25 protein-coding genes and 1 other annotated feature are annotated in these 26,656 nt (G+C 48.3%); of the genes, 22 read left to right on the forward strand and 3 right to left on the reverse strand.

What is annotated here, in order from left to right; all coding sequences use genetic code 11:
* A complete protein-coding gene (locus ACFSUC_RS06235) occupies positions 1-528 on the reverse strand; it encodes a phosphatase PAP2 family protein (RefSeq protein WP_379928636.1) in 528 nt (175 codons plus the stop codon).
* A gap of 272 nt (positions 529-800) precedes the next feature.
* Between ACFSUC_RS06235 and ACFSUC_RS06240 the strand changes: the two genes are divergently transcribed.
* From ACFSUC_RS06240 to ACFSUC_RS06280, 9 genes are all read left to right on the forward strand, one after another.
* A complete protein-coding gene (locus ACFSUC_RS06240; RefSeq protein ID WP_379928637.1) occupies positions 801-1,979 on the forward strand; it encodes a glycosyltransferase family 4 protein in 1,179 nt (392 codons plus the stop codon).
* A gap of 239 nt (positions 1,980-2,218) precedes the next feature.
* Positions 2,219-2,713, forward strand: coding sequence for a translation initiation factor IF-3 (infC, locus tag ACFSUC_RS06245; protein ID WP_379928638.1), 495 nt, complete (start codon positions 2,219-2,221; stop codon positions 2,711-2,713).
* Between the two features lie 28 nt (positions 2,714-2,741).
* Positions 2,742-2,942 (forward strand): 50S ribosomal protein L35, encoded by a 201-nt coding sequence (gene rpmI / locus ACFSUC_RS06250; protein WP_379928639.1) that lies wholly within the window; start codon positions 2,742-2,744, stop codon positions 2,940-2,942.
* Between the two features lie 26 nt (positions 2,943-2,968).
* Positions 2,969-3,328, forward strand: a complete 360-nt coding sequence (gene rplT, locus ACFSUC_RS06255; RefSeq protein WP_379928640.1) for a 50S ribosomal protein L20 — start codon at positions 2,969-2,971, stop codon at positions 3,326-3,328.
* 346 nt (positions 3,329-3,674) lie between these two features.
* Positions 3,675-4,049, forward strand: a complete 375-nt coding sequence (locus ACFSUC_RS06260; RefSeq protein ID WP_379928641.1) for a hypothetical protein — start codon at positions 3,675-3,677, stop codon at positions 4,047-4,049.
* 532 nt (positions 4,050-4,581) lie between these two features.
* Positions 4,582-6,333: a biosynthetic-type acetolactate synthase large subunit gene (gene ilvB / locus ACFSUC_RS06265; RefSeq protein ID WP_379928642.1), complete on the forward strand. Its 1,752-nt coding sequence runs from the start codon at positions 4,582-4,584 to the stop codon at positions 6,331-6,333.
* A complete protein-coding gene (gene ilvN / locus ACFSUC_RS06270; protein ID WP_379928643.1) occupies positions 6,330-6,827 on the forward strand; it encodes an acetolactate synthase small subunit in 498 nt (165 codons plus the stop codon). The genes ilvB and ilvN overlap by 4 nt, the downstream gene beginning before the upstream one ends.
* Before the next feature lie 160 nt (positions 6,828-6,987).
* Positions 6,988-7,980 (forward strand): ketol-acid reductoisomerase, encoded by a 993-nt coding sequence (gene ilvC / locus ACFSUC_RS06275; protein WP_379928644.1) that lies wholly within the window; start codon positions 6,988-6,990, stop codon positions 7,978-7,980.
* 101 nt (positions 7,981-8,081) lie between these two features.
* Positions 8,082-8,360 (forward strand) — a binding site (T-box leader).
* 68 nt (positions 8,361-8,428) lie between these two features.
* A complete protein-coding gene (locus ACFSUC_RS06280; protein WP_379928645.1) occupies positions 8,429-10,090 on the forward strand; it encodes a 2-isopropylmalate synthase in 1,662 nt (553 codons plus the stop codon).
* A 147-nt stretch (positions 10,091-10,237) separates the two neighbouring features.
* Here ACFSUC_RS06280 and ACFSUC_RS06285 read toward each other — a convergent pair whose 3' ends face one another.
* Together ACFSUC_RS06285 and ACFSUC_RS06290 are read right to left on the reverse strand one after the other, a co-directional pair.
* Positions 10,238-10,693, reverse strand: a complete 456-nt coding sequence (locus ACFSUC_RS06285; RefSeq protein ID WP_379928646.1) for an SMI1/KNR4 family protein — start codon at positions 10,691-10,693, stop codon at positions 10,238-10,240.
* Between the two features lie 12 nt (positions 10,694-10,705).
* The gene (locus ACFSUC_RS06290; RefSeq protein ID WP_379928647.1) at positions 10,706-11,020 is read right to left on the reverse strand and encodes a hypothetical protein; all 315 of its coding nucleotides are present in this window, start codon (positions 11,018-11,020) and stop codon (positions 10,706-10,708) included.
* A gap of 509 nt (positions 11,021-11,529) precedes the next feature.
* Here ACFSUC_RS06290 and leuB point away from each other — a divergent pair.
* The 13 genes from leuB (at position 11,530) to ACFSUC_RS06355 (ending at position 26,435) form a co-directional block, all read left to right on the forward strand.
* Positions 11,530-12,612, forward strand: coding sequence for a 3-isopropylmalate dehydrogenase (leuB, locus tag ACFSUC_RS06295; RefSeq protein ID WP_379928648.1), 1,083 nt, complete (start codon positions 11,530-11,532; stop codon positions 12,610-12,612).
* A 160-nt stretch (positions 12,613-12,772) separates the two neighbouring features.
* On the forward strand, positions 12,773-13,792 hold the full coding sequence (locus ACFSUC_RS06300) for a TIR domain-containing protein (RefSeq protein WP_379928650.1): 1,020 nt from the start codon (positions 12,773-12,775) through the stop codon (positions 13,790-13,792).
* Positions 13,789-13,971, forward strand: coding sequence for a hypothetical protein (locus ACFSUC_RS06305; RefSeq protein WP_379928651.1), 183 nt, complete (start codon positions 13,789-13,791; stop codon positions 13,969-13,971). The genes ACFSUC_RS06300 and ACFSUC_RS06305 overlap by 4 nt, the downstream gene beginning before the upstream one ends.
* Positions 13,972-14,316: 345 nt before the next feature.
* Positions 14,317-14,865 carry a peroxiredoxin gene (locus ACFSUC_RS06310; RefSeq protein WP_379928652.1) on the forward strand — a complete coding sequence of 183 codons (549 nt, stop codon included), beginning with the start codon at positions 14,317-14,319 and terminating at the stop codon, positions 14,863-14,865.
* A gap of 118 nt (positions 14,866-14,983) precedes the next feature.
* Entirely contained in the window at positions 14,984-15,367 is a 384-nt protein-coding gene (gene gcvH, locus ACFSUC_RS06315) for a glycine cleavage system protein GcvH (RefSeq protein ID WP_379928653.1), read from the forward strand.
* A 108-nt stretch (positions 15,368-15,475) separates the two neighbouring features.
* Positions 15,476-17,314, forward strand: a complete 1,839-nt coding sequence (locus ACFSUC_RS06320) for a monovalent cation:proton antiporter family protein (RefSeq protein ID WP_379928654.1) — start codon at positions 15,476-15,478, stop codon at positions 17,312-17,314.
* A 305-nt stretch (positions 17,315-17,619) separates the two neighbouring features.
* Entirely contained in the window at positions 17,620-18,315 is a 696-nt protein-coding gene (locus ACFSUC_RS06325) for an HAD family hydrolase (RefSeq protein WP_379928655.1), read from the forward strand.
* Positions 18,316-18,321: 6 nt separating this feature from the next.
* Complete coding sequence (locus ACFSUC_RS06330) at positions 18,322-19,683, forward strand: MATE family efflux transporter (RefSeq protein WP_379928656.1); 1,362 nt, start codon at positions 18,322-18,324, stop codon at positions 19,681-19,683.
* Positions 19,684-19,717: 34 nt separating this feature from the next.
* Positions 19,718-19,855, forward strand: a complete 138-nt coding sequence (locus tag ACFSUC_RS06335; RefSeq protein ID WP_379928657.1) for a hypothetical protein — start codon at positions 19,718-19,720, stop codon at positions 19,853-19,855.
* 22 nt (positions 19,856-19,877) lie between these two features.
* Positions 19,878-21,851, forward strand: a complete 1,974-nt coding sequence (gene pulA, locus ACFSUC_RS06340; RefSeq protein WP_379928658.1) for a type I pullulanase — start codon at positions 19,878-19,880, stop codon at positions 21,849-21,851.
* Between the two features lie 212 nt (positions 21,852-22,063).
* Complete coding sequence (locus ACFSUC_RS06345) at positions 22,064-23,104, forward strand: zinc-dependent alcohol dehydrogenase (RefSeq protein WP_379928660.1); 1,041 nt, start codon at positions 22,064-22,066, stop codon at positions 23,102-23,104.
* Between the two features lie 222 nt (positions 23,105-23,326).
* Positions 23,327-25,333, forward strand: a complete 2,007-nt coding sequence (locus ACFSUC_RS06350) for an alpha-amylase (protein ID WP_379928661.1) — start codon at positions 23,327-23,329, stop codon at positions 25,331-25,333.
* Positions 25,305-26,435: a sugar ABC transporter substrate-binding protein gene (locus tag ACFSUC_RS06355; protein WP_379928662.1), complete on the forward strand. Its 1,131-nt coding sequence runs from the start codon at positions 25,305-25,307 to the stop codon at positions 26,433-26,435. Before ACFSUC_RS06350 ends, ACFSUC_RS06355 begins: the two co-directional genes overlap by 29 nt.
* Positions 26,436-26,656 lie beyond the last annotated feature (221 nt).

Raw genomic sequence — 26,656 nt, forward strand, 5'->3', positions numbered from 1 at the left:
TCAGGAAATGAATTGAATCGCTGCAGCGGCCGCCACGGTTCCGACAAACGCACCTGCAATCACATCGGACGGATAGTGCAGTCCCAATATCATACGGGATGCGGCCACGATGACGGTAATCGGAAGCAGGATGAAAATCAGACTCGGATATGCCCACATCAGCGGGATGGTAATCGAAAAGATCGCCGTCGTATGACCAGACGGAAAAGAATGGTCCTTGAGCGGGTTTCGGCATATATTGGTTTTGGGTAAGACCAAATAGGGTCTGAGTCGCGGGTATTTTCGTTTTAAAATCGCAACCGGAATATGACTGACTGCGAGCGCGGCCAGGCATTGCAATCCGACGAGATGATAGGGAGCAGGACTTAACAAGATAAGAGCAAGGGAAATCGCAATGGTAGATGTTGCACCACCCAAATGAGTGATGACATGCATAATGCGGTCCATAATGGTGTGCTGGAGTTTATGATTAAACCAGAAAAAGAGTCGTTGATCATGGAATTGTAGCCAGTTGACAACTCGGCTCATCGCCATCCCTCCATTTGTATGCGCTGCATGCATGATTGATAGATGGAATCTATCCTTATCTTTATTTTAACATAGGATTGTAAGAACAATGTTAATCCTGCATAAAATTTTGTTCACCAAAAAATTAATGATAAGATTACGCTAAGATAACATACACCGGATATGATAAAGCTATAATGTAGATAAGCAATCCAAATTTCATGCTGGTCTCCTTCCTGTACCCAATCGGATCGGAGAAGAGATCAACAGGAATACTGCGGGGAGGTTGTTGTATGAAAGTAGCTCTGTTTACGGATACATATATACCCGATGTGAATGGAGTTGCCAAGACACTGGGGAGATGGGTGGATTTTCTCGATGACAAGGGGATATCCTGCAAGGTATTTGCGCCTTCCCATGAAATGACAAACGACGGGATCGACCAAAATATCGTCGAGCGATTCCATAGTATTCCTTTTCTATTATATCCGGAGTGCCGATTGGGAATACCTAACCCGATTCATATTCGACGTACATTAAAAGAGCTGCAGCCAGATATTATCCATGTCGCAACCCCGTTCAACATGGGACTGTACGGACAACGCTATGCCAAGAGACATGGCATTCCACTTGTAGCCTCCTATCATACGCATTTTGATCAGTATCTCGGTTATTACAAGATTAACTGGGTGGAGAGCATCCTTTGGAAATATATGACGTGGTTTCATCAGGATTGCGAAAAAATCTACGTGCCTTCCAGATCGACGCAAACGTACCTGGAGGAGCGCGGCTTTGAGCATCTGGAGATCTGGTCCCGAGGCATTGATTCCAAGCAATTCAATCCTTACGTTGATCGTCAGGACGTGCTGCGGGCACACGGCGTGGATCCGGATAAATTTATGATTCTTTTTGTGGGACGTCTCGCACCGGAGAAGGGGATCGATGTGCTCTTCGATGCGTTCGCCAAGTTGCCTGAAGACATTCGGGCCAATTCACAGCTCGTACTGGCAGGAGACGGACCGCTGTACAAGGAGTTGCTGGAGCAATATGAGCATGATCCCAATGTCAAGCTCCTTGGCTTTGTGAAGGGGGAACCGCTCAGCAAGCTCTATGCGGCGGCGGATGTATTCCTGTTCCCGTCTGCGACCGAAACGTTCGGCAATGTGGTACTGGAGGCAATGGCGTGCGGAACACCGGTTATCGGCGCCCATGCAGGAGGCGTCAAGGACAATATACAGCACCGCAAAACCGGCATGTTGTGCCCGCCGGAGCAAGCGGAGCAGTTTGCGGCCTCGGTTGAGGAGTTGTACCGGGATGTGACGCTTCGTGAGCTTATGTCTGCAGAGGCCAGAGCTTACGCCATGGAGCAGAGCTGGGACGCCATTTTTGAGCGTCTGCTCAAGAGCTACCGCGAAGTGATTGCCAACAGAGATCAAGTGCCAACGGATTTTGTTGACATCCATGCAAACTGATGATATGATGTATCGGTATGCATCATACAAATCGCAAGTAGAAGCGCCCGCTTCTCACCTGACCGACAAACGTTGGCTGGTTCTGACACGGTAAAGGAAACGAATGATACATGACAGTGACAGATACTGTCTGTATAATCCTGTGTGTAGAAATGTGGGCGGTGACGCTCACATTTTTTTGCGTTTACGTACATGCATTTTTTAATTCCTGGAGGTGGCAAGTTATCAGTAAGGATCATTTGGTAAATGGAGATATTCGTGCGAGAGAAGTTCGTTTGATTAACGCGAATGGGGATCAGCTTGGCATTAAGCCGATTCGTGAAGCCCTTCAGTTAGCTTCAGAGTCCAATCTTGATCTCGTTGCGGTGGCACCCACTGCAAAACCGCCGGTGTGCCGCATTATGGACTACGGCAAGTACCGTTATGAGATGCAGAAAAAGGACAAGGAAGCCCGTAAAAATCAAAAAATCGTGGACCTGAAAGAAGTACGCTTCAGCGCTACGATTGAAGAACATGACCTGCAAACGAAGCTTCGTAATGTGATTAAGTTCCTGAACAGTGGGGACAAAGTCAAATGTTCCATCCGTTTTCGTGGTCGTGAGATTACCCATGCTTCGATTGGGGAAAAGGTGCTTATTCGTGTGGCTAAAGAAGTGGAAGAACATGCTGTTATGGAGCGCAGACCGAAGCTGGAAGGCCGAAGCATGATTATGATCTTGGGACCAAAAGGTTAAGTTTAATTTTATTAGGAGGATCAGTCTGATGCCAAAAATGAAGACACACCGCGGCGCTGCAAAGCGTTTTAAAAAGACCGGTACTGGAAAAATCAAAAGAAACCATGCATTCAAAAGACACATTCTGGAGAAGAAATCTCCATCTGTAAAACGTAAACTTCGCAAAGGCACCCTCGTGGCCAGCGGAGACGCGAAGCGCATTGCACAACTTATTACTTACGTGAAATAAGAAGGAAATCTGGGAGGTAGAACGTAATGGCAAGAGTAAAAGGCGGTACTATTACACGTCGTCGTCGTAAAAAAGTATTAAAGCTTGCTAGAGGATATTTCGGTTCCAAGCATAGATTATTTAAAACAGCAAAAGAGCAGGTTATGAAATCCCTGCTGTACGCATATCGCGACCGTCGTCAGCGCAAGCGCGACTTCCGCAAGCTGTGGATCGTTCGGATCAACGCAGCGGCTCGCATCAATGGCCTGACGTACAGCAAAATGATGCACGGCCTGAAATTGGCTGGTGTAGAGATCAACCGCAAAATGCTGGCTGATCTTGCTGTCACTGACGAGAAAGCATTTGCTGATCTTGCAGGTGTAGCGAAGCAAAAACTGAACGCGTAATAACGTTCTTCATGATTATAAAAAAATCGCCATTTTGATGTGTGTATCACATTCAGAATGGCGATTTTTTGCATGTCTCCAGGTACATATCGATCTCAATGAAAGAATCCGTATTCAAGTCCGTTCTGTTGACTGTTACCATTAGGTCATCATATTATTTTATGGTTAGACTAGGAAAGTGTTGGGTCTGGCGAATCAGAAGAAGGGAATGGATAGATTGAAAAAGCTTCGAAGCATAATCATACCCTTAATGCTAGCGATTCTTTTAGCGGTATGTTTTTTTGGGTACAGGAATCAGTCCATTCATGACAAGTACACACATTATGTGATGGGAGATCTCATCAGTGTGTATCACGTACTGGATGACCGATTACTAAATGCGGATTGGGATGGAACGTCAAAAAATATGCAGAGCGATCTCGTTTTTCTTTATGCATATTTGCAAAATCTGAATAGATATTTTTTAGTACAGGGGGAATTTAATGAGGCGGAATACTTTAAACTATATGCAAACTTAACGAAAAATCAGGTACGTAATGATTCTATTTCGACTTTAGCCTATAAGAGATATACGGAACTAAAAAATCAGTTTGAACACATATTGAAATTGAAAAGCCAAGAAGAATTGGAAAAGCTTGAAGACGCAGATGAATTCATTCGTCTGATTAAAGAGCTAGGATTAGAACCTGAGATTGAAAAATTCTCTGAATCAGAAAAATAATGAAAATGTCTAGAACAGCATACCTGGCAATCTTGAACAGAAATGTTTGTGAAATTGAGTGCCAATTTCAACAAGCCCATTGACTATTACGGCTCCAGCCGATATAATACATTTTAACTAATTCACTAATTTGACATCGGCTATGATGAGGACGAAGTCATTAAGGCAATTATGGACAGAGAGCGATGGAGCTGCTGAAACCATCGTCATAACCCTTACTTGACGAGCTCACCTCGGAGCTGTTTTCCTGAAAAACTTTAGTGCCACACAGATTGGAAGCGCTGAAGTCTATTAGGGAAAATCGGTTCGCACTCGTTATCGTGCGAAGGTAGACACAACTGCTCTACCTTCTAAGGCTGTTATCGTGAGATTTCAGCAAACATGGGTGGTACCACGGAAGCTCAACCCCTTTCGTCCCGAACGCAACCAGATTGCGGGATGAGAGGGGTTTTTTGATTTGTCCGGGGTTCGATAACGATAAACAGATCGAGGTCTCAATCATTGCAAGGGAAAATTGAGAGGAGGAAATGATGTGACTGCTCAGACAGAAACGCAAAAGTCCGGTGTACTGACAGAGGAACTGCGCAAAGAGCTCATGCAGCCAGACAACATCAACGGGTCAGAAATTTTGCTTCGCTCCCTGCTTCTTGAAGGGGTAGAATGTGTATTTGGCTATCCGGGTGGCGCTGTCCTGTATATCTATGATGCCATGCACAGCAATCCGCATTTCAATCATTTGCTGACCCGCCATGAGCAGGGTGCTATTCATGCAGCAGATGGCTATGCCCGCTCCACGGGAAAGGTCGGGGTGTGTATTGCCACATCCGGTCCGGGAGCAACCAATCTGGTAACCGGTATTGCCACAGCTTACATGGATTCCGTACCCTTAGTCATCATTACAGGCAACGTCGCGACGACCGCGATTGGAACCGATGCATTCCAGGAGGCAGATATTACAGGTATCACGATGCCGATTACCAAGCACAGCTATCTGGTACGCAACGTAGAAGATTTGCCGAGAATCATCCATGAGGCCTTCCACATTGCCAATACAGGACGGAAGGGTCCGGTTCTCATTGACATTCCGAAGGATGTGTCCGCACAAGTCACTTCCTTCTATTATCCGAAAGATGTTCATATTCGCGGATACAATCCAACAGTCAAACCGAACAAGCTGCAGGTCGAACGATTGCTCGAAGCGATTGAACAGGCCGAGCGTCCGGTTATCCTCGCAGGCGCAGGCGTCGTCGCATCTGGTGCTCATGAGGAACTGCTGGAATTCGTCAACAAGACCCATATCCCGGTTACCACGACGCTGCTTGGCCTCGGCGGTTTCCCGAGCGCACACGAGCTGTGGATGGGTATGCCGGGCATGCACGGCACCTATACCTCGAACAAGGCGCTTCAGGGCTGTGACCTCCTGATAGGGGTCGGAGCACGCTTCGATGATCGCGTAACGATGAAGGTACAGGGATTTGCGCCGAATGCCAGAATCGCTCACATTGATGTGGACCCGGCTGAAATCGGCAAAACCGTGCCTACCTCCATCCCGTGTGTAGGTGATGTGAAGGAAGTGCTGAAAGCCGTCAACAAGAAAGCGAAAAAAGCGAACAATGACGAGTGGGTAGCGAAAATCACCCAGATGAAAAAAGATTACCCGCTTGGTTACCAGGACAGTGAAGAAGGGCTCAAGCCACAATACGTTATCGAAATGCTGAATGAGACGACAAATGGGGAAGCCATTGTGACGACCGATGTCGGCCAGCATCAAATGTGGACCGCCCAATATTATAAATTCAACCAGCCTCGCTCCTGGATCACCTCAGGTGGACTTGGTACGATGGGATACGGATTCCCGTCCGCTATCGGGGCACAAATGGGGAATGAAGATCGTCTGGTTATCTCCGTAAACGGCGATGGCGGCATGCAGATGTGCTCGCAGGAACTGGCCATCTGTGCGATTCACAACATTCCGGTCAAAATTGTAGTCATCAACAATCAGGTACTGGGCATGGTTCGTCAGTGGCAGGAGATCATCTATGACAACCGCTACAGCCATATCGACCTGGCGGGCAGCCCCGATTTCGTCAAGCTGGCAGAAGCCTACGGCGTAAAAGGTTTGCGGGCCACCAACAAGGAAGAGGCACAGAAAGTCTGGAAGGAAGCGATGGAAACAGACGGGCCGGTTCTGATTGATTTTGTCGTTCATAAAGGCGAAAATGTGTATCCAATGGTGACGCAAGGAAATACCATCGATACGATGCTAATGGGGGATTCGGAATGAGAGAACAAAAGCATACGATATCCGTCCTGGTCAACAATCAGCCGGGTGTTCTGCAGAGAGTCGCCGGTATGTTCGGGAGAAGAGGCTACAACATTGAGAGCATCACGGTAGGCGAATCCGAGGAGAAGGGCTTGTCCCGCATGATCATCGTGACGAGCGGTGACGAACACACCCTGGAACAGATTGAGAAACAGCTGTATAAGCTGATCGATGTCATCAAGGTAATTGATCTCAGTTCCAATCCGATGGTCGCTCGCGAGCTCGCACTGATTAAAGTCGGAGCCAATGCCTCAGAGCGTTCCGAGATTCTGGGCGTGGTCGAAACGTTCCGTGCCGCGGTCGTCGATGTAGGCATGAATACCATGATCGTACAGGTTGTCGGTGACTCGGCCAAAATCGATGCCATGGTGGAATTGCTCAAGCCTTATGGTGTCAAAGAGCTTTCCCGAACGGGTGTCACCGCGATGATCAGAGGCCTGCAGCCTAAAATCTGATCTTGCTACTCATTGTCAGAACATTCATCATTTACACTCGATTGCATAGCACGTGTACTTGCCCGCTTTTGGGTGGGTACGAGAGGGAATGAGGCGCGTGCTTTGTTGGCTTTCGTACCCATGCCAAAAGGGGTTACATTAAAGGAGGAGAAACAATACAATGGCAGTTAAAATGTACTATGAACAAGATGCAGACTTAAGCGTACTCTCAGGAAAGACAATCGCGATCATCGGCTATGGAAGCCAAGGTCACGCACAGGCACAAAACCTGCGTGACAGCGGTGTAAATGTCGTAATCGGATTGCGTCAGGGTAAATCCTGGGACACAGCGGTAAATGACGGCTTCGAAGTGTTGACCGTTGACGAAGCAGCACGTCGCGCAGACGTCATTCAAATCCTGATGCCGGATGAGATTCAGGCAAAAGTCTACAAGGAGCAAATCGCGCCAAACATGAAAAAAGGTGCAGCGCTGATGTTCTCCCACGGCTTTAACGTGCATTTTGGTCAAATCGTAGCGGACAGCGAAACAGACGTTTTCCTCGTCGCGCCTAAATCCCCAGGACACATGGTTCGCCGCACATACGTGGAAGGCTTCGGTGTACCGGGACTGATCGCGATCGAGCAAGATGCGACAGGTAATGCACATGCCATTGGTTTGGCGTATGCAAAAGGAATCGGCTGTACACGCGCTGGCGTCATCGAAACCTCCTTTAAAGAAGAAACGGAAACCGACCTGTTCGGTGAGCAGGCTGTCTTGTGCGGCGGCATGAGCGCTATCGTCAAAGCTGGTTTTGAAACGTTGACAGAAGCAGGATATGCGCCTGAAATGGCTTACTTCGAGTGTTTGCATGAGCTGAAGCTGATTGTAGACCTGATGTATGAAGGCGGTCTGGCTACGATGAGAGACTCCATCAGCAACACCGCTGAGTATGGTGACTATGTGACAGGACCTCGCGTGGTTACAGAAGAAACCAAAAAAGCGATGAAAGAAGTGCTTACAGACATTCAGCAAGGTAAATTTGCTCGTGACTTTATCCTTGAGAACCAGTCCGGAAATGCCTTCATGACGGCCACTCGCCGCAATGAAGCGAACCATCCGATTGAGCAAGTAGGCTCCCAGCTTCGTGAGCTGATGCACTGGATCAAGAAGTAAGCAGCGCTGCTGTTCATGATCCCGACTTCAGCATGACCACTTGCGAAGTAGCGGGATGTACAGTAGAATTGTAAGTAATCCAATGCTTTAAACTGCAAACTTCAAATACGTGGAAGAGGACTAGTAGGACGTTCCAAGTGCCCAGAGAGCTGCTGGCCGGTGTGAAGCAGCCGCGAGGATCATCTGAACTCACCTTGGAGTAGCTCGCTGAAATGAACCAGTAAGCAGAGCCGGCCCCTGACCGTTATGTACAGGAGGATACGAGGATGATACAGGTGCATCATTTGGCAGCCTGCCCGTCCCTGTCCGCTAAGCGCATATCATACGTGATATGAACTGGAGTGGTACCGCGTAAGATACACAAGTCTTTCGTCTCTATGAATTCATGGAGACGGAAGGCTTTTTTGTTGAATGGACAACGATGGACAACGAAAGGAAGGATGGCACAATGAAGAACGTAGACAAGTACGCAAGAGGCTATTTTATGCCACCGGTGTCCAGCATGAAGTGGGCACAAAAGGAATACATTACTGAGCCGCCAACCTGGTGCAGCGTCGATCTGAGAGACGGCAACCAGGCCCTGATCGTTCCGATGAATCTGGAAGAGAAGCTGGAATATTTTCAAATGCTGGTGGAGATCGGCTTCAAGGAAATTGAGGTGGGCTTCCCGGCAGCGTCAGAGACGGAATTCACCTTTTTGCGAACGCTGATTGAGCAAAATCTCATCCCCGACGATGTGACCATCCAGGTTCTGACCCAGTCGCGGGAACATATTATTCGCAAAACTTTCGAATCGCTCAAAGGCGCCAAAAAAGCAGTGGTGCACCTGTACAACTCCACCTCTGTGGCCCAGCGTGAACAGGTATTCCGCAAATCGAAGGAAGAAATCATTGCCATTGCGGTGAACGGAGCCAAGCTGCTGATGGAATGTGCGGCGGAAACCGAAGGGAACTTCCAGTTCCAGTATTCGCCTGAAAGCTTCACGGGCACAGAAATCGAATTCGCGCTGGATATTTGCAACCGCGTACTGGATGTATGGCGACCAACCGCAGACCAGCCAGTCATCATCAATTTGCCAGCCACCGTCTCGATGTCCATGCCGCACGTGTATGCCAGCCAGATCGAATACATGAGCGAGAACCTGAACTATCGGGATCATGTGATCGTTTCCTTGCACCCGCACAACGATCGGGGTACCGGCGTCGCGGATGCGGAGCTCGGCGTGCTGGCAGGCGGACAGCGTGTAGAAGGTACGCTGTTTGGCAACGGAGAGCGTACCGGAAATGTGGATATCATCACCCTAGCTCTGAACATGTACGCTCATGGGGTGGACCCGAAGCTGAACTTTACGAATATCCCGGAAATTCTGAGTGTCTACGAGCGTCTCACGAAGATGAAGGTGAGCGAGCGCCATCCGTACGGCGGAGAGCTCGTATTTACGGCCTTCTCGGGTTCCCACCAGGATGCCATTGCCAAAGGCATGAAATGGCGCGAGGAAGAGACACCGCAACATTGGAATGTTCCTTATCTGCTGATTGATCCGCTGGATATTGGCAGACAGTATGAAGGAGATATCATCCGAATTAACAGTCAGTCCGGGAAAGGCGGGATTGGATATATCCTGCAGCAGCAGTATGGTCTCGATTTGCCTATGGCCATGCGCGAGAATTTGGGTTACCTCGTGAAGGGTGTCTCTGACCGGAAACAGAAGGAATTGCAGCCTGAAGAAATCTATGACATCTTCAAGGAAGGGTACGTCAACGTACAGACCCCGATTGCCTTTGAACATTTCCGCCTGTTGAATCAGGAAGACTTCCAGACTTCGGTGACCATTCAGATGAATGGAGAAGTGAAGGAATTGACAGGTACGGGCAACGGCCGATTGGATGCGATCAGCAATGCGCTGCAAGAGCATGCTGGCATCACCTATTCCAATCTGGTGTACAAAGAGCATGCCCTGGAGCTTGGTTCCAAATCACAAGCCATTTCGTATATCGGCATTACCGATGAAAAGGGTGTCGTGCATTGGGGCTGTGGCGTCGACGTCGACATCATGAATTCCTCGGTGAAAGCCCTCTTTAGCGCCGTTAACAACATGCAACGAATGTAAAAAGTGAAACAGGCAGGCCCTTTTATTCAGGGGCCTGCCTGTTTGTATGTGCGCGGAGTCAAAAATGTGATTTGAAAAAACACAGGATAGAGTTTAAATTGGATTTACTTTATCCTGTGTTTGATTTAGTCATGCTACTTGATTAGTTCAGTCACTGTACAGCATACTGAGCAGCTCAGTAAAGGAGCTGCATACCGGGATGAGGGCATAAAAGGGATCAATGAACGTCATCTCGTGATCCCAATAAACGATGGTGGGTTGATTGCCGCTTGGATTTTGTCTGTAATCGAAGCAATAGAAGTTTCCAAACGGATCGGATGCGAAGGGGAACACATGTGGCACCAATCGGTCTAGAATGTCCTCATAAGTTTCTAAAATATATGTACTTTTTTCAGGATGATAGCTTAGTAAGCGATTAAACACAGCGCCTTCTTTTTCAGCGAAATCCAAGATTTCCTTATCCTGTGGTGTTCCACCGTTGTTGATTTTGACGCAGGTCACATAATCGCTAGGTAGTTTTACTTTCAGCTTTTCTTCGACTTTTTGAATTTCATTTTCAGAAACCGGGGGGTGGGAGAGTATCCATGTTATTTTTTCTGTCATAATGTCGTCTCCTTAATTGACTAATTTTTTCAAGTAAGCCTCTTGAGATGAAATATCGAGTCCTTGTGTTTTTCTATTTTCAATGACTTGTCTTGCTCGTTCAATTTCTGATTGTTTATATGCATCGTCACTGTTTAGTCGTTCCTGATTTTGCTTGGCTTCCTCTACTGTGGCTACAGTCCCGTAACCAATTGTGCTTCCAACGCTTGTGATTTTGTTAAGATAGGCTTCTTGTTTTGAAGTGTCTAAGCCCGCTGCAGATCTATTTTGGATGACTTCTTGAGTTCGTTGATATTCCGAGTTGCGATAGCTGGAATCTTGAGACAACTTTTGTTGATTTTGCTGAGCGGTTTGTTTTGTAGCCGAAGAACCAACTCCGTATTGCTCATTAATTTTATTGATTTTATCTAAATATATCTGTTGATTGGAATAGTCATAACCATATGTCTTGTTGTACTCAATGACCTTTTGCGCTCTCTCTATTTCTGAGTTTCTGTAATCAATATCACCTACTAATCGTTTGTAATTAGCCTGAACTTGTTCTTTTGTAGCAACTGTACCGAATAATGGAACTAATTACTTAATAGAATACCAAGCTTTCTTTGCTTTACCAAGCACGAGTATGTTGACCTTGAGCTTGAGGGCTGAATCGTCCGTGTAAGTGGAGAAATATACACCTTCTCTCGGTCACATCCATTCACGCTGTACCGATCTAAATCGCACGTATCGGATGGTGATAGCTATCTCCTATAAGTTCAATAGATTTTATATCTTTGAATTACAAGTCCAAACATGCTATAACAGAAGTTAGTAGAATGGACAGGAGAGTGAATGCATTGACTGAAGTAAAGAAAATTGCCGTCATCGCCGGTGACGGAATCGGACCCGAGGTCGTGAACGAAGCGATAAAGGTAATGAAGAAAACGGAGGAACTGTTTGGACTTCGTTTTGAATTTGAAGAAGGCTTGTTTGGCGGTATTGCGATTGATGAGAAAGGTACGCCGCTTCCGGCTGACACGCTGGACATGTGCAAACGGGCAGACGCGGTACTGCTTGGAGCAGTAGGCGGTCCGAAGTGGGACAACAACTCCAAGGAGCTTCGTCCGGAAACCGGCCTGCTCGGGATTCGCAAGGAGCTCGGACTGTTCTCCAACATTCGTCCGGCGGTTGTATTTGACTGTCTGATGGAAGCTTCCACCCTGAAGCCGGAAGTGCTGGAGGGAACGGATCTGATCGTGGTGCGGGAATTGACCGGAGGAATCTACTTCGGAGAGAAATTCCGCAGACAGGGAGAAGCAGGCGAGGAAGCCGTTGATACGTGCGTATACAACGTTACCGAAGTGGAGCGCATTGTGAGACAGGCATTTGAAGTGGCCATGACTCGCAGCAAGCGTCTTGCTTCTGTAGACAAGGCGAATGTGCTGGAAACGTCCAGACTGTGGAGAGAAACCGTCAATCGTATCGCGCCGGAATACCCGGAAGTGGAACTCGAGCATGTGCTCGTGGACAACTGTGCGATGCAGCTCTTGAGAAGACCTTCCAGTTTCGATGTGATCGTAACAGAAAATATGTTTGGAGATATCCTGAGTGATGAAGCCGCGATGCTGACCGGTTCCATCGGTATGCTGTCCTCTGCGTCACTCGGTGAAGGCAGCTATGGCCTGTACGAGCCCGTACACGGTTCTGCTCCGGATATCGCAGGCAAAGGCATTGCCAATCCGATTGCGACGATTTTGTCTGTCGCGCTCATGTATCGTCTGACGTTTGGCTATCATGAAGCAGCGGATCGCATTGAGCAGGCAGTGAAGCAGGTGCTGGATGCCGGACACCGTACCGGTGACATTGCTGTTGACCCTTCGAAAGCGATTGGGACAACGGAAATGGGCGACCTGATTATCGCAGCGATGGCTTCATCCTAAGCCGTTTATATAGGTATGACATTTTCGAGGAGTCTTGATCATCAGATCAGGGCTCCTTTTTAGGTGACTTACTGAGGGCGAGGATGAATTCAGAGCGCACTATCATGTAAAATATGGTATATTTGGATGAGCACATCTTTTCATGGGGGCTCAGCGATATATGAAATTACCGAAGCCGCGATTATTTATTGGTTCTGCCAGGGAATCGATCCAGATTGCCGCAGCCGTTCATGAGGCGCTCGTTCATTTTGCAGAAGTATCACCTTGGTACGCAGGCACGTTTCAGCCGATGAACGATACCATGGATGATCTGGAAGAAAGGCTGAATGCCAGTGATTTTGCCGTCTTCATTTTTTCACCGGATGATATCGTGCTTCACAGAGGCAGACTGGTCGTCGCACCCAGAGATAACACCGTATTTGAAATGGGACTGTTCTGGGGACGTCTGCGTAGGGGACGGGTATTCTTTCTGGTGCCGGATGCAGCTGAACGGACGTGGAATGACGAGACCGTGACCGATTTTCATCTGTTGTCTGACATGCAGGGCCTTACGACACTCAGCTATGAGCATCGCCGTTCAGACCACAATGTCAATGCTGCGGTCAGTGTCGCGTGCATGAAGATCGGAGCGATCATCCAGGAGAAGGGTGCATTTCCTGATCCGCTTGAAGCCTGGAAGAAGGCACAGGCAGAGATGGAGAGGGACGAGTCTTTGCATCATTTTTTTCTGCATTTTGTGAAAGACCTCATGAGAGACCCGAAACGGAAATATGAATATTTATATGATGCCATGCGAGGCGCCTATCGGGCGATTGAAGGATACCGGGTGGCCGGAGCAGCGGTATGGCGGGCCAAAGGTTCAGAAGGACTCGAACAGGTCGCAGGCAATGTCGGGCGAAATCAATTCTACCCGTTTTCCGTCAATGACCATCCGGACGACAGTCAGCCGAGAATTCATATTATGGACGCCTACCAGAAGAGCCTGGAACGCCTTGTACTGCTCAACAATGGCATTGTGAAGACGTATTTGATATGCTATCCTGTAGGTAAGGATATCCTCGTCGTCATCCATCTGACTGGCAAACATGAGATGTCCCGAGATCACATTGAAGCACAACTGGAAGAAAATCATAAATTGATCAGCACCATTCATTACCTTTTTGGAGGAGATGTCATATGAAACGTTCATTGAGACGCAGTGCCGCACGCCGCTCTCCCCTCTATGCATCGGCAGCATCCAGGAAGGGGAAATGGAACAGCAGGCAAAAGGTCATCGTCATCACGACAGAAGGCAAGGAAGCCGTCGGAACGGTCGTATATGAGCGGAAAGCTCATTATCATAAACCGACATTCGCCTGAAAACAGTGAACAGACCGAAAAGCGTGAAGAAAGTCAACCGTGCAAAATTGTAAGGGAGCACCCTGAATTCGTACCGAACCGGACGGAGGCAGGATGCTATTTTTTTTCGCTTTTTTCGTACTTTCATTGCAGAAATGAATACAGCAGGTATCTCCGAAAAGGCCTTGTCTGACAAAGAAGGCTGTGCTATAATCTTAAATGTAATGATTATAAATAAGTAATAAGTCTAATCATTGACTTTCAGATTTCATAATGCTACCATTTACATCGTGAAAGTCGCTGTGTATGGCGCAATGAACAGCTGCAGTCTGACTGCGGTTCATAATATCAAGGAGGTATGGAATCATGGCAGAGCGTTTAGTAGGCAAACAGGCACCTGATTTTTCAATGGAGACCGCACTAGGAAACGGAAAGGACTTCGGACAAGCTTCCTTGGCTGATTACAAAGGAAAATGGCTCGTACTGTTCTTTTATCCATTGGATTTTACATTTGTGTGCCCGACTGAAATTACAGCACTGAGTGATGCAGCGGAGCAATTCAAATCGCTGAATACAGAAATTCTCGGTGTGAGCATCGACAGCATCCATACGCACCGTGCATGGATCAACACACCAAAGGATCAAAATGGTCTGGGTGAGTTGAGCTTCCCGTTGGCAGCTGACATCACGAAATCCGTTGCCAAAGACTATGGCGTCTTGATTGAAGAAGAAGGAATCGCGCTTCGTGGATTGTTCATCATTGATCCAGAAGGCGAATTGAAATATCAGGTTGTGAACCACAATGACGTAGGCCGCAGTGTAGAAGAAACCCTTCGCGTTCTGCAAGCCCTTCAGTCTGGTGGACTGTGCCCGATGAACTGGAAGCCAGGCGACAAGAACCTGACTGCACAATAAAACACAGACATCAATATGGACCGGAACCCTCCTCTTGGCTGCGAAAGCAGGGGCGAGGGTTCTTTTCTCATGACTAGGAGAAGACGGCGGTACAAATATGTGACGGGAGTGTGCTTGCATGAATGCACCCAAGAACCTGAAGTACAGTGAAGAACATCTCTGGATAGATAGACAAGATCATACAGCAACGATCGGCATTACGGAATTTGCCGAGCATGAGCTTGGAGAGATTGTGTTTGTGGAACTGCCAAAAACGGGAGCAAGCGTGAAGACCGGCGAGCCGCTTGGCAGTCTGGAATCGGTGAAGACAGTGTCGGAGCTGTATGCGCCGATGTCCGGGACCATCGTGGAAGTGAATGAATCTCTGCTGTCCAAGCCGGAACAGATCAACCAGTCTCCCTATGAAGCGGGCTGGCTGGTGAAGATCAAGCTGGACGATGTGACGGAAGCTGAGGCACTTTGGAATGCGGAGACCTACCTGAAAACGTACGAGACAGAATAGAAATCACTATGATATAATAGCTTGAACAAACGCCGGGAAAGCACCAGGTTTTCTCGGCGTGATTTGTTTATTATACAGTTGGGTGGTCAGATAGGAGGAAGGTAAGTTTTGGAAGAGCACGGTACCTCTTTAGAGTCATTGATGATTGTCGTTTCCATCGCCTTTATTGTACCGATCCTGCTTCACCGTTTCCGGTTGAAGATGATCCCGGTCGTGGTGGCGGAGATCGTTGCAGGACTTATATTAGGGACCAGCGGGTTTAATCTGGTGTCTTCGGATCAATGGCTGGAACTGCTTTCTTTGTTCGGATTTATCTATTTGATGTTCCTAAGTGGTCTGGAGATTGATTTTTCATCTTTTCAATCCAAACAGAGCAATAAACCACAGAAGGGACCGCATCCCTTATGGGTTTCACTATTTATTTTCCTGGGCATCCTGACCATTTCGTTTGGATTGTCCAATTTGTTCGTTCTCATGGGGATTGTCAAGGACCCTTATCTGATGACTATCATCATTGCCACGATTTCGTTGGGTGTGGTCGTGCCCGTGTTGAAGGAAAAGCGGCTTACGGAAACCCCGCTTGGACAGACGATTCTGATGGTAACGGTCGTGTCAGACTTGATCACGATGATCTTGCTGGCCGTCTATATTAGTATCTCTTCCGGCAAAGTTGAACAAATGCTGTATCTGCTCTTGTTCTTTGCCGTGGTCATTGCTACGTACTTCTTTATTCGCACCTTCAGAGGCGGTAAGGCATTTGAAGTGCTCAAGGCCGGCACGGTTCAGTTGGGGACGAGGGCTGTATTTGCCCTGATCATTATGTTCGTGGTGCTGTCGGAAACCCTGGAAGTGGAAATTATTCTGGGTGCTTTTCTGGCAGGGGTGATTGTCTCATTGCTTGCGCCCAACAAGGAATTTGTCCATCAACTCGATTCCTTCGGTTATGGTTTTCTGATCCCGATCTTCTTCGTGATGATTGGGGTGAATCTGGACATCTGGGAGCTCTTCAAATCTCCTAAAATTCTGATCTTTATTCCTTTGCTGCTCATTGTGCTGCTCATATCCAAGCTGGTTCCAGCCTTGATTCTGAAGAAGTGGTTCTCCTGGAATGAGGTGATCGGTTCCGGGATCTTGCTCAGCTCCACACTCAGTCTCGTCATCGCCGCCGCAACGGTCGCCGCTGAAGTCGGCATCATTACGGAGACGATGAAGGGTGCACTGATTTTGGTAGCGGTATTGTCGTGCTTGCTGGCGCCAATTGGCTTCAATTACTTCTTCCCGGAGAGAAAGCACGAGAAGAAAGTGATCGCCATCGTAGGGGCCAATCACATCACATTGCCGGTATCCCAGGATTTACTGAAAGAAGGGTACGAGGTGGAGTTGTATACCTCTCAGCCTCCGGCGAAGGAAACGAAGGACGAGAAGTACAGTCGTTTTCCGGTTATCGAAGTGGCCTCGCTGGAAGTGGAGGAACTCAGGAAAGCCGGTACATTCGAAGCCGATATTACCGTCTTTGCTACGATGGATGATGAAGTCAATATTTGTCTGGCTACGTATGCGGTGGAAGAAGCGGGCATCGAGCAGGTTGTCGTTCGGGTCGAAGATCCCGAGAAACACAGCCACATTACACAGGATGCACGCATGACGGTGATGTCCACCCTTTACGCATCCCGTACTTTGCTGAAGGCGGTCATTGAATATCCTAGCGCCGTCAAGCTCATTACCCAGCATGATGACTCCATTCAAGAAGTGAAGATGAATAACGGTTCTCTGCACAATATGCTGCTCAAGGACCTGCCTTTCCTCGGCGATACACTGATTCTTCGTATTTATCGCGGAGATTCCTTCATCATTCCGCATGGCACCACCGAGATCAAATTTGGAGATCGCCTGCTTGTGAGCGGGGAAGCCAATTACATTCATGAAATGAGACGTATGCTGGAATAGGTCGGGCTTCTATCATGCTAGATCGCAAAGCAGCACGCTGATAAACGGACGAAATATCTTGAATAAAAGAGAACAAGAAGCGCTTCACGGATCACTTCCGTAAAGCGCTTTTTTGTGTTTTTTTTCACCTCATACCAAAATACCATAAACAAATACCACAATTCTATATTGAAGTAAGGGAGCAGAAGACTATATAATTTTTTCCATATACAAAATTTTCTCTTTTTTTTATAAGTTGTGCAAACGATTGCGATCACGTGCAAGCCGAAAAATGCAATCCTAGAGACAGAGGTGAGGAGGCGATCATGACGATGAAAGAGGAACACCAGCCATGGTGGTCCAGGCAGGTGGATACGTTCCTGTTCGATATGGACGGCGTTATCGTAGACAGTGAGCCTTTGTATTTTGAGATCGAGGCACAGTCCTGCAGGCGATATGGCATTCAGTTGGCCGATCAGGATCAGCATGCATTCGTAGGGGTGACCTTAAGGGATATGTGGACGAAGCTCAGGCGAGATTATCAATTGCGCCCATCTGTTGCCGAGTTGGTTCAGGAGCATGAGCAGCATGTGCTGGATATGATCGCAGCCAGAGAAAGTCTGCCGATTACGCCACAGATCAGGGAATTGCTCGAGCGACTTCAGCAGGGGGGCTACAAGATAGGGCTTGCCTCATCTTCCTCTAGAGCGCTGATTAATCGGATACTGGAAAAGTCCGCACTCCGTCCTTTTTTTCAAGTGATTGTAAGCGGACAAGATGTGGATCAAGGCAAGCCGGCACCGGATATTTTTCTCCGGGCAGCGGAATTGCTGGATGCTCAACCTTCCCGGTGCTGTGTCATTGAAGATTCTGCACACGGGGTCCAGGCAGCCAAATCTGCGGGCATGACTTGTCTGGCTTATCTCAATCCGAACTCCGGCAACCAGAATATCCAGCAAGCTGACTATAAATTTCAGAATTTTCAGGAAATAATCAAGCAAATAGAGAGAAAGAGAGCGTGAAGTGAAGTGAGTGGAGAGAAAACCTTTTATCAAAATGTCATATCGATTGCAATTCCGGTTACATTGCAAAGCATTATTATGGCATCGCTCGGCATGATTGACCAGCTGATGGTCGGACAAGTCGGTGATACCGCGATTGCGACGGTAGGGATGTCTACCAAGCTGTATGCGATCGTGGCAGTCGTCCTGGCAAGCCTGGCAACAGGGGTGTCCATCTATACCGCCCAGTTTTGGGGGAAGAAGGATACGGCGAATATTGCCAGGCTGCTCGGGTTTGCGCTGGCGATCGGTTCCGTATTTACGCTGTTATTTTCCTTGCTCGTCATCTTCTTTCCCGAGCGATGCCTGCAAATTTTTACGAATGATCCCAAGGTGCTGGAAGAGGGAAGCATTTATCCGATGATTATTGCTTTTTCCTATTTTCCTACGATGCTGACGATGATTTATTCTGCCGTTGCGAGAAGTACAACCCATGTGAAGCTGCCTATGTATGTAAGCATGGCTACCGCGGTCCTGAATATCGGGCTGAATTATCTTCTCATATTCGGTAAGATGGGCTTCCCGGAGTACGGTCTGAAAGGGGCGGCCATTGCCACTGTCGCCGCCAGGATTTTTGAAATGGTGTTCCTGATCAGCTACATGTATGTCAGAAAGTATCCGGGCGCTGTCGGCCTGCATCGCATGATGGGCATTCAGATGCCGCTTGTCAAACGTTTCCTCAGTACGAGCATTCCATTGTTTCTGACAGAGCTGTTGTGGGTGCTGGGTGAAACAGGATATGCGGTCGTCTATGGCCGTATGGGCACAGAGGAAATGACCGCGATGACCATTTCGTTTCCCTTGCAGGGCCTCAGTATCGGTCTCTTGACGGGTCTGGCCAGTGCAGCCGGGGTCATGGTCGGGAACAAGCTGGGGGCGGATCAGATGGATGAAGCGATGGATTATGCCCACAAGTTTATTCGCCTCGGTATTGTGTCCACCATTGTGCTGGGAGGGCTGATCGCCGCTTCTTCTTCTCTGTACGTATCAGCCTACAACGTCACGGAAGATGTCAGCCGGGTTTCGATATGGATTATTCTCATGTTCTCTCTTTTCTTCTGGGTGAAGGTATCCAATATGATTATCGCCGGAGGTATTCTGAATAGCGGGGGAGACAGCAAGTTTGTGTTTGTCATGGAGTCGTTGGCCACTTGGGTGGTTGGTGTACCATCCGCTTTTATCGCCGCCTTTGTGCTGGATTTGCCGATTTACTGGGTTTATTTCATCCTTTCGATGGAGGAAGTCGTTCGTCTGATGGTTGGTTTTGGCCGAATCAGATCGCGGAAATGGGTGCGTAATCTAGTTCATGACGTATCTGCACAAGCATGAGTCCAGATCCCCGCTGCATAGAATGGAGAAGGATTTGAAAACAGGATCAAGTAAGCGAAACGAGATAAGTAAAGAGATAAGAAAAGAGATAAGAAAAGAGATAAGAAAAGAGATAAGAAAAGAGATAAGAAAAGAGATAAGAAAAGAGATAAGAAAAGAGATGCGAGAGTGAAAAGTGAAGGGGAGGATACGCGATGGCTGTACAAAGAGAACTGGATTTTGAGATTTCGTTTGGCGATGCGGAGTTCGTGAATGGGGCCGCGATCCATTCAACCGAATTTGAGGAAAACTGGACGTATGATGGAGATGATCTGGGTCTGCAATATTCGCCCGAGGCCTCTCGCTTTCACGTATGGGCCCCGACCGCCAGTAAGGCAGTGGTGGTGCTCTATCGGACATGGGACGGGAAAGCGATCAAGGAAATTGCCATGAACCGCACGGAAAAAGGGGTATGGCGTACGGAAGTACAGGGCGATCTGGAAGGCTGGCTGTATACATACAAGGTATGGGTGGGTACAGATGTCAATGAAGCGGTTGACCCCTATGCAAAGGCTGTCGCGGTCAATGGGGATCGTGCGGCTATCGTGGATATGGGCAAGACGAACCCTGAGCATTGGGAAACAGAAGCGGCTAAGCCTGCCTTTGTCCACCCTGTGGATGCCGTGATCTATGAGGTGCACGTACGCGATCTGACCATTCATCCCCATAGTGGAGCGGTACATAAAGGGACATTCAAGGGATTCTCTGAGCCAGGCACCAGATCGGCTGCAGGACATCTGACCGGACTCGATCATATTGCGGATTTGGGGGTGACCCATGTGCAGCTGATGCCGAGCTATGATTACAGTACAGAAAGTGTGGATGAGACCAGACCATGGGAGCGTTACAATTGGGGCTATGATCCCAAAAACTATAACGTTCCGGAAGGATCATATGCAACAGACCCATATGATCCTGTCTGCCGTATCAAAGAGATGAAAGAGATGATCCAGGCGATTCATCATCGCGGTATGCGTGTCATCATGGACGTCGTGTACAATCATCTCTATGACGGCTATCGGGCCAATTTGATGAAGCTGGTGCCGGGCTATTATTTCCGTTATGAGAAAGATGCCTTTGGCGAGGTGTTCGCCAATGGTTCCGGGTGTGGCAATGACACAGCCTCTGAACGGAAAATGATGCGCAAGCTGATGGTGGATTCCATCGTTTACTGGGCCAGGGAATATCAGATTGACGGATTCCGGTTCGATCTGATGGGTCTGCATGATGTGGAGACGATGAATGAGATACGCAGAAGACTCGATGAGATCGATACCAGCCTGCTAATGACAGGGGAAGGCTGGAATCTGGATACGAATTTGCCGGCGGAAGCGAAGGCCAATCAGATGAACGCACGTCAGATGCCCCGTATTGCTCAGTTTAATGATGACATTCGCAACGCGATCAAAGGGAGTATCTTTTATGAAGACGAGAAGGGTTTTGTCAATGGACAGCCTGATCTGGAAACCAGAATCAAGATGGGCGTAGTCGGCGGGATTGCCTATCGGGATGACCTCCGCACGTTTGCCAGTGAACCGGACCAGAATCTCAATTATGTCGAGTGTCATGACAATCATACGCTGTGGGATAAGCTGTGTCTGACTCATCCCGAGGAAAGCGAGATCGTGCTTAGACGTATGCACCGACTCGCTTCAAGTATCATCCTGACCAGTCAGGGCTTGGCGTTCCTGCATGCCGGACAGGAATTTATGCGTACCAAGAATGGGGTAGAGAACAGTTTCAGGTCACCAGATGCCATCAATCAGATGGACTGGGATCGCTGTGATCAGTTCCAGGAGGATGTTTCCTTTGTGAAGCAATGGATCAGGTTGAGAAGAGATCATGCGGCCTTTCGCCTGCGGACAGCTGAAGACATTCGTCAGCACCTCCACATTGAAGAAAGTCCTGCGGGAACGGTCGTCTTTACTTTGCGAGATCATGCCAATGGTGATGACTGTCGCCACCTGTGCGTCATATATAACGCCAATCACGATCAGATAAAACTCCAGATTCCTTCGCTCGGTGAGTGGAAGCTGCTGAAGAGCAGCTTTGATACCAAGTCGCTTGAGATCCAGACAGATGGATCGGTTACGGTTCCGGCGATCGAAGCGATCGTGCTCGGTTGTTGAATGGATGCAATTCACTGGGAGTTGGCTCGTCAGTGCCCGATTGTCGCTGACGAGCCGACTCCCAACATGAATATGAAAAAAAAGATGCATGACCGCCAAGGTTCTACACAATTAGACAAAAGCTATCATATATAATAAATGCAAACGTTTGGAACTCGGCGAATTACGTATATCCTTAATTGTCAAAATATTATGAAAAAGGGGATGGACAGATGCAGGCTCTAAAATGGACAAGCCGTGAAAGACTGGAATTAACAGACATACGGGAACCTCAGATTGCGTCCCCGACAGAGGTGAAGATTCAGATCGCCTTGACGGGAATCTGCGGGACGGATTTATCGGTATTTATGGGCAAGGAAGCGGGTATTCCCGATGTGACAAGAGGCCACGAAGCGGTAGGTACCGTGGTGGAAATTGGCGCCGGTGTATCCACCTGTGCGGTGGGAGATCGAGTGGTCATCGATCCCAATCAATATTGTGGCCTCTGTCTGCCTTGCCGAAGGGGACATACCCATCTCTGTGAAGGGATAGCAGGCAAGGGATTGCAAATTGCAGGTATTCAGCTTGACGGTACGTTTGCCCCCTATTTCGTCTGTGATGAAAGGTATGTGTTTGCCGTGCCGGAGGCCATGAGCCTGGAAACGGCCATGCTCATAGAGCCATTGGCCTGTGTGCTCCATAACTTCCAGGTCGCCCGGGTTAAACCGTATGATTCAGTGCTGGTGCTAGGATCAGGACCGATGGGGTTGATTGCTCAGATGGTTAGTCGCAGACTGGCAGGCAGAACGGTCGCGACAGAGATGAACCCTTTCCGGCTGGAAGCCGCCAGGCGATACAGTGATGCAGCTTATTCGCCTGAGGAACTTTATAAGGAGGTGATGAACAAGCATTCGGAGAGAGAACGGTTTGATGTCGTCATTGACACGGTAGGCAATCAGTTGGAAACGGCAGAAGCGCATATCAAGAAAGGAGGGCGGATCGTTTTATTCGGAATTCACTCGTCATACACGTACACCTTCTCTCCAACCCATTATTTGATGAATGGCATTCAGATCATCGGGGCAGGCGAGTATCATATGCTGTTCGAGCAGGCTATTCAATTTGCTGCCTCCATGCCCGAACTGGGACAACTGGTAACCCGGCAGGCTGACCTGAGTCAATTCAGGGAAGCGGTAAGTGAATGTATGGGGTACGATCTGGAAACGAAGGAGCGTGTACCCAATCGCACGTTGAAAACCGCTTTTCGCTTTTAATCTGCTCATTAGCTTGTCAGGCAACGTGAATCAGACAGACAAGAGAGACAGACAGATATAGGCAGACAGAGAGAGACAGATACGATCACATTGCGTAGTCAAAGACAGAGAGGTCATTATACAACATAGCTAAATGCAGATAAACAGAGATAGACAGAGAGAAATAGACGGAGAGGGATTGTCAGACGAGAAAGATTGTCAGACAGAGATAGGAGGAGAGAGATGAAGCTGCTGAATAGAGAGACCGAGCACCTCGACCGCATTTATCAATATCTGAAGGAACGTCAATCAACGCAGCAACAGGATTTGTGGATTCCGGCTTTGTGGAATACCACTGATTATACGGAAGTTCTGGAAGAGCGGGGAAGAGAAATCAGGGTGGAAGCCCATTCGTATCTGCTTCATGTCATCGACCATCTGTTAGAGACTGCCAGCACGGAGGACCACGAGGCTTTCTCCCTGGAGCAGAGTGTGATGTACACGAGTCTGATTCGTTACTCGACAGCCTGGGATGTCAACCATGACGGTGAGATCGAGAGCGGCACTTTTTTGAGATTCATGGTGTTGCTTCCGATGCTGAAGCAAATGGGTGTGAATGTGCTCTATCTGTTGCCTGTCAGCAAATACAGTGAGATCAACATGAAAGGCGACATCGGTTCACCATACGCCGTCCAGAATATGTTTGAACTGGACCCTCAATTGCATGACCCGTTGCTGGATCACATGGAAAATGGGAGTCTTCATGATGAACTGCGAGCGCTGGTTGAAGGCTGCCATCTGTTAAATATCAAGGTCGTGCATGATTTTATTCCACGTGTGACAGCGAAGGATGCCGCTTTTCTGGCCGAGCATCCCGATTGGGTGTACTGGATCAGGCTGGAGGAACTGGAGGGATTCAAGCCGCCTCACATTCCGGAGCTGTCTTTTTTCGAGGAATGTACACCGGACAAGCTGGAAACGGTATACCGCTCGGAGGAAACGCACACGTTTTTGCAAAAATTCAGTCCTTCCCCTGATCAACTCAATCCGGTTCTCTGGGAACAAGTGAAACGGATATCCCAGCAGACGGGGGCCAATCTGCTGCGTTTGGTCGAAGAACATATGGGCATTACCACGTCACCTGCACACTCAGACTGGATCAACGATGTTCAGCCGATCTGGACGGACATTACCTTCTATCGACTGTATAAGGATACGTGTCCGCAGGTTCTCCCATATGTGAGCGAGAATAAGCCTCCCTACGTGCTCTTTGATACGATCAAATGCAACCTGTACCCGGGTGAGGAACCCAATCAGGAACTGTGGGACTATCTCGAGCAGGCTGTACGCTTCTATATGAGCTCTTATGGACTTGATGGATTTCGGGTAGATATCGGCCACACCCTACCTGTACCGCTGCTGGATCACTTGTTCAAGGTGATTCGTGAACTGAATCCACACGCGATCTTGATCAGTGAAGATCTGTTTAACCGAAACCATCGGCAGGCTGCGGCTTCCGGTTACAACATGATGCTGGGAAGCGGATGGCAGGTGATGTCAGAACTGACGAAACCGGTTTTGACTCATTATGTCGAGGAATTGAAGGAATTGTCACTCCAAGCCTTTGCCTGTGCAGAGACACCGGATACGCCCCGCATTACATCGAGACCGGGTGGGGTTCAGCTAGCCCGTGCCATTACGGTATTCAATCATTTCCTCCCTCACGGGACGCCATTCATTACCACGGGACTGGAAGTCAATGAGAAGCAGCCTCTGAACTGCGGCCTGGCTGACAATACGAACGGTGCAGATATCCCGCGTGCCTTTTTCAACAAGATGAAAATTGACTGGGAGCACGATGGCTCGATGATGGACCTGTTGAAGCAACTGCAGGCCTGCAAGCGTCGATACCAGACAAAGTTCCGCACACAGGACTGTCAGGTATGGGGGCAGACACCGGACGATGTGGTCATTTATACGTATGAGCGTGAAGGTCTGACCATGCTCGTGGGAATCAATCTGAACATGGAGGAAGCTCGTCTGGTGGATTTGGCGGATGAAGGACAGCCTGTATTCCCCTATCTGAAGCTGGTTGACAGTATGGAAAGTGTGCAATCAGGCAGGGACCTGGAGATCGTGTCAGGTCGGATGAGATGGAAGCCTGGACAGGCGGTCGTACTAGTGAGCGATCCGAACAAAATGGAAAAGGAGCGTGAAGGCGATGAAAAAAGAATTGATCCTGTGGCATGAGTTTGACGGTCCGGGCGATACGTCGATTGAGGTGCTGGAAGGCATTTGCCGAGATTTCGAAGCAGAGTCCGGCATTGTCGTGAAGCCGGAAGTGATGAACATTACAGTGCTGGTTGAACGGCTCACGAAGCTGAAGGAGCAGTCACACAAACCGGACATTGCCTTTGTACCTTCAGACATGACGGGTTATGCGGCTCTGGCCGATTATACCGAGGTTCCAGAGCGTCTTTGGAGTGGCATAATGGATGAGGCGGTATTGCAGACGATGAGGCTCCAGGACAAGCAGTACGGCATCCCGATCGTTTCAGGCAACCATCTCGTCGTTTTTTACAACAAGGAATGGTATCCAGAAGCTCCTGTGACCTGGCAGGATTATGAGCGGGTGGCGGAGCAGGCACATCCTTCCTTTGTACCGTTGGCTACGGATCTGGTTCAGGGATTTTTCTTTATCCCGTTTTTGACAGCCTTCCATGGATGGCCAATGAAGGAAGGGAGCGCAAATTTCGATACACCGGAATGTAAAAATGCGCTTCGTTTCGTCAAAACAAAGCTTTCCCAAGGGATGCTGGGCAATGAAAATGGTTCGACTTCGTTATTGGAGAAGTTTTTTGCAGGTGATATTGGCGCCATCATTTGCGGGGAATGGATTTTCAATTATGTCAGTCAGCATATGGGAGACAGGCTGGGAGTAACCGAATTACCTGTCATTGAAGGTGGAAAAGCCATTTCCATGACGTCCTCGGTCGGACTGGTCTTTCCGAATCAATCTCTTCAATCGGCGAAGCGCGAAGATATTATCCGATTTGTACAATATATGCTGGAGCCAACTGTACAAGTCAGATGGGAATCCGAAGTCCTTCGAACACCGGCAAGAAATGATCTTGGCGAGTTGCTTGAACCGATTGTGACTGAGAACAAACGCAAAGTCTCCGAACTGATGAAAGACTGCAGGCCAATGTCGTGTGATCCGATTATGATGCATATTTGGGAAGCGATGTGCCTCGGACTGGAAGCCTTTATAGAGAGACAGCTTTCAGAGGAAGAAGCGATTGCGGTGATGGTGCAGGCCTTTGAGAAGTCAACCAAGGTTCCGGCTGTGTAGACACAAGAGAGAAACACAAGAGAGAAACACAAGAGAGAAACACAAGAGAGAAACACAAGAGAGAAACACAAGAGAGAAACAAGAGTGAAAGCATGAGAATGAATGAAAAGAAAGAACAAGAGAGAAGCAGAAACTGCGAAACTGGAAGATTGCGTTCACGGAAAAAACGTTGAAAACGATGAGATGATGAAACCCAAGACATGTTTTTTGAGAGAATCAGG

This window comes from Marinicrinis sediminis (assembly GCF_042685085.1).
Classification (GTDB): Bacteria; Bacillota; Bacilli; order Paenibacillales; family KCTC-33676; genus Marinicrinis; species Marinicrinis sediminis.

Excerpts from the sequence above, each read along its gene's own strand:
- gcvH (WP_379928653.1), top strand. The coding sequence starts at position 14,984 with ATGAATGCACCCAAGAACCTGAAGTACAGTGAAGAACATCTCTGGATA.
- ACFSUC_RS06305 (WP_379928651.1), top strand. The coding sequence starts at position 13,789 with ATGAAACGTTCATTGAGACGCAGTGCCGCACGCCGCTCTCCCCTCTAT.
- ACFSUC_RS06235 (WP_379928636.1), bottom strand. The coding sequence starts at position 528 with ATGAGCCGAGTTGTCAACTGGCTACAATTCCATGATCAACGACTCTTT.
- pulA (WP_379928658.1), top strand. The coding sequence starts at position 19,878 with ATGGCTGTACAAAGAGAACTGGATTTTGAGATTTCGTTTGGCGATGCG.
- ACFSUC_RS06345 (WP_379928660.1), top strand. The coding sequence starts at position 22,064 with ATGCAGGCTCTAAAATGGACAAGCCGTGAAAGACTGGAATTAACAGAC.
- ilvN (WP_379928643.1), top strand. The coding sequence starts at position 6,330 with ATGAGAGAACAAAAGCATACGATATCCGTCCTGGTCAACAATCAGCCG.
- ACFSUC_RS06280 (WP_379928645.1), top strand. The coding sequence starts at position 8,429 with ATGAAGAACGTAGACAAGTACGCAAGAGGCTATTTTATGCCACCGGTG.
- rplT (WP_379928640.1), top strand. The coding sequence starts at position 2,969 with ATGGCAAGAGTAAAAGGCGGTACTATTACACGTCGTCGTCGTAAAAAA.
- ACFSUC_RS06240 (WP_379928637.1), top strand. The coding sequence starts at position 801 with ATGAAAGTAGCTCTGTTTACGGATACATATATACCCGATGTGAATGGA.
- ilvC (WP_379928644.1), top strand. The coding sequence starts at position 6,988 with ATGGCAGTTAAAATGTACTATGAACAAGATGCAGACTTAAGCGTACTC.
- ACFSUC_RS06355 (WP_379928662.1), top strand. The coding sequence starts at position 25,305 with ATGAAAAAAGAATTGATCCTGTGGCATGAGTTTGACGGTCCGGGCGAT.
- ACFSUC_RS06350 (WP_379928661.1), top strand. The coding sequence starts at position 23,327 with ATGAAGCTGCTGAATAGAGAGACCGAGCACCTCGACCGCATTTATCAA.
- ACFSUC_RS06325 (WP_379928655.1), top strand. The coding sequence starts at position 17,620 with ATGACGATGAAAGAGGAACACCAGCCATGGTGGTCCAGGCAGGTGGAT.
- ACFSUC_RS06310 (WP_379928652.1), top strand. The coding sequence starts at position 14,317 with ATGGCAGAGCGTTTAGTAGGCAAACAGGCACCTGATTTTTCAATGGAG.
- ACFSUC_RS06285 (WP_379928646.1), bottom strand. The coding sequence starts at position 10,693 with ATGACAGAAAAAATAACATGGATACTCTCCCACCCCCCGGTTTCTGAA.
- rpmI (WP_379928639.1), top strand. The coding sequence starts at position 2,742 with ATGCCAAAAATGAAGACACACCGCGGCGCTGCAAAGCGTTTTAAAAAG.
- ACFSUC_RS06300 (WP_379928650.1), top strand. The coding sequence starts at position 12,773 with ATGAAATTACCGAAGCCGCGATTATTTATTGGTTCTGCCAGGGAATCG.